Below are 3,064 nucleotides of genomic sequence, written 5' to 3'. Positions count from 1 at the left end.
GGCGAATCCTTCAAGGCATTACCCCACACCCCGGCGCAACACCATCTGGCGGAAGTCGAGCAGGCGATGTATGGCACCACCTGTCCCACCGAAACCGCTGCCGCGCAAAAAGCCAAGGCGCTGCCACTGGGTGGTCGCTTTAACCCTTATCTGGACAATGAACGCGATACCCCGCCGATGTACCTCCCCAAACAGGGTCAGGTCTCCACGGTTTGCGCMCCGCGTTTTGAAGAACGCGTAAACCCGGTCGTGGTGGTGMAACGCCTGCGAGCRCGTTTCCAGGCGGCGGGCAAGACCTGGCGCAGTGAATTTTACACCACGCTAAYCCAACGCTTCCCGGACGGTATTCCGGCTGACCAGGTCGACGCACTGGGTGATGAACTGATGGCCCWGTCCACCGAGGTGGTGGTCAGTCTGGCCAGTCACGGTTAACGGGAGGCCATCATGCTGAAACTGAAAACCCTGTTACAACAACACAATCTGACGCAGGCGGCACTGGCCCGTGYGCTTGACCTTTCCGAGGCGACACTGGCGCAGATAGTCAACCACCATCAGTGGCCGAAACAGGACACMGACGCGCTAAAACAGCGTATCCGGGCCTGGCTACATGACCAGGGTATCGCGGCGGACGACTGCTTTGACGGGGTCACGTCCGGCGGCAAGGAAAAGCGCCCACTATTTAGCAATGAGGAAGAGACCATGTTACTCAAAAAACAGGTATTACTGCCTGCCACCAAAAAGCATTTTGGGCTGTTTCGCGCCCCGTTTGATGACAACGCAGTACAAGGTCATGAAGATGTGTTTTTAACCCCTGAAAGCCGTTATGTGCGTGAGGCGTTGTACCAGACCGCCCGTTATGGCGGTTTTATCGCGGTTATCGGGGAATCCGGTTCGGGTAAAAGCACGCTGCGACGTGACCTGACTGACCGCATTTATCGGGAAAACGCCCCCGTGGTGGTGATTGAACCCTACGTGCTGGCGATGGAAGACAACGACCATCAGGGCAAAACCCTGAAAGCCGCCAGTCTCGCCGAAGCCATTGTCCATACGCTGGCCCCACTGGAAAAACTCAAACGCTCACCCGAAGCCCGCTTCCGTCAGTTACACCGACTATTAAAAGAGAGCAGTCGTGCAGGGTACAGCCATGTACTGGTGATTGAAGAAGCCCATTGTCTGCCCATCCCGACCTTAAAACACCTCAAACGCTTCTTTGAGCTGGAAGACGGCTTTAAAAAACTGCTGTCCATCGTCCTGCTGGGACAACCCGAACTGGGCGACAAGTTATCCGAGCGCCTGTTAGCGGTCAGGGAAGTGGTACAGCGCTGCGAGGTAATTGACCTGCCGCCGCTGGATGAACACCTGAACGACTTTCTTGATTTCAAGTTTAAACGCGTCGGTGGCGACACGAGCAAAGTCCTTGGTCCGGATGCGATACCGGCACTGCGTCAACGCCTAAGCTGGGTGCGCCCGAAAAAAGCCACGCCGGTCAGCCTGCTTTATCCCCTGGCTATCGGCAATCTGGTGACCGCCGCCATGAACCTGGCCGCGCAAAACGCCATCCCGGTTATCGACGCCAATATTATTCACAGTGTGCATTAAAGGAGATTTTTATGCTGAACCCCGCCGTGACCATTAAAAACCCGTCAGCGATGACCTACCAGGCCATCCAGCACCAGTTCAGGCAATGCCTGTCGGTGATGGACAAACTCAGCCAGGAAGGCTTTACCGTCAGCCAGTTTACCGTTGATGGCTATAGCCGTCCGACCATCACCCTGCTGCATGACCGACGGTGTGATGCCTTGCATCAAAAGGGCCATGCCGTGCGCTATGCCCTGGGTACCGACCGTCAGGGCCGCTGGGAAAAATACCAGTTCCTGCAAGATAACTGCCGAATCACCTGGGAGGTGCGTTAATCATGACAACACGACCTGTCTGTATTACCGCCCGGCAATGGGTTTATCTGGCAAAAACCGTCGATATGCCGGAACAGGACTATGAAACCTATTTATCGATTTGCGAAAACTGCCGTGATTTTGATGAACAAGACCAGCGTCTTGGTGAAATCGCGGCCCGATATCCCATGAATTTATTTGAGCATATTCAACACAGTGACGCCCTTGAAGACATTATTTTCGAGCGCGTTTAATTCCCGACGTTGTTAATTAAAAGGTAAAAAAGATGGCAAAGAAAATAACGCGGCTTAAAGCCGCGGCGGCTTCCTGCACCCCGCAAACCCGTGAGCAGGTGATAAACGATATTAAAAATCTGGGCGATATTCAGCGGGAAATGACCCGTCTGGAGACACAGATTAACGATGAAATTGCGCGCTTAACCCATCAACATGCGGCTGATATTGAAGCCATGAAAGCCCGCATCACCCTGTTGCAAAGAGGTATCCAGACCTGGTGCGAGGCCAACAGGGAGGAGCTTACCCAAAACGGCAAAACCAAAACCGCCAACCTGATAACCGGCGAGGTGTCATGGCGTAACCGTCCACCCTCCGTTTCGCTCAAAGGGATGGACGATATCCTGCAGGCGCTGGAAGAAAAGGGACAGACCGACTGCATTATTCATAAAGCACAGCTTGATAAAAATGCCCTGCTAAAAAATCAGGACACCATTCAGCGACTGAATATTCCCGGCATTACGTTTCGTAACCAGCTTGAGGATTTCATTATTACCCCCTTCGAGCAGGAGGTGACCTCATGAGCTATCAGGAAATAAAACATCTGCGCCGTCAGATTGAAAGGCACATAAATCGCGCCATGAATCACCTGCAGGCAGACCATTCTGCCGCCGCTTATTGTGAGTTCCAGAATGCCTTCGAGATATTGGCCGAACTGATAGCCAGATTGGACGAGGAAGACACATTAAATTAGTTGCTGAATAGAGACTTGCATTTTTTGTCACGCTATTGAGAATAAAAAGAGGTTTAACTTAGAGAATAAAGGTTTGAAATGATCAACAAAGAGCGGCTGTTACGAGATAATCGTTTATGTAAAGCAATCATTGGATTATCAGTCGAAGAATTGAAAAATTTAGCCGCTGAATTTTCAGCTTGTTA

General features: G+C 52.1%; 5 protein-coding genes and 1 pseudogene. All 6 read left to right on the top strand.

Annotated features, from left to right (window positions below):
* Positions 1-432: pseudogene (locus CBG25_RS11345) on the top strand (integrase); the annotation flags it as partial.
* Positions 433-444: 12 nt separating this feature from the next.
* A complete protein-coding gene (locus CBG25_RS11340; protein WP_290606720.1) occupies positions 445-1,599 on the top strand; it encodes an AAA family ATPase in 1,155 nt (384 codons plus the stop codon).
* Between the two features lie 11 nt (positions 1,600-1,610).
* Positions 1,611-1,913 carry a hypothetical protein gene (locus tag CBG25_RS11335; protein ID WP_290606718.1) on the top strand — a complete coding sequence of 101 codons (303 nt, stop codon included), beginning with the start codon at positions 1,611-1,613 and terminating at the stop codon, positions 1,911-1,913.
* A gap of 2 nt (positions 1,914-1,915) precedes the next feature.
* Positions 1,916-2,146, top strand: a complete 231-nt coding sequence (locus CBG25_RS11330; RefSeq protein WP_290606716.1) for a hypothetical protein — start codon at positions 1,916-1,918, stop codon at positions 2,144-2,146.
* Between the two features lie 32 nt (positions 2,147-2,178).
* Positions 2,179-2,709: a host-nuclease inhibitor Gam family protein gene (locus CBG25_RS11325; RefSeq protein WP_290606714.1), complete on the top strand. Its 531-nt coding sequence runs from the start codon at positions 2,179-2,181 to the stop codon at positions 2,707-2,709.
* Complete coding sequence (locus CBG25_RS11320) at positions 2,706-2,879, top strand: hypothetical protein (protein WP_290606712.1); 174 nt, start codon at positions 2,706-2,708, stop codon at positions 2,877-2,879. Before CBG25_RS11325 ends, CBG25_RS11320 begins: the two co-directional genes overlap by 4 nt.
* The last annotated feature ends 185 nt before the right edge of the window (positions 2,880-3,064 follow it).

The sequence above is a fragment of the Arsenophonus sp. ENCA genome (assembly GCF_002287155.1).
Lineage (GTDB): Bacteria > Pseudomonadota > Gammaproteobacteria > Enterobacterales > Enterobacteriaceae > Arsenophonus > Arsenophonus nilaparvatae.
This window is presented reverse-complemented; position numbering and strand designations above follow the sequence as displayed.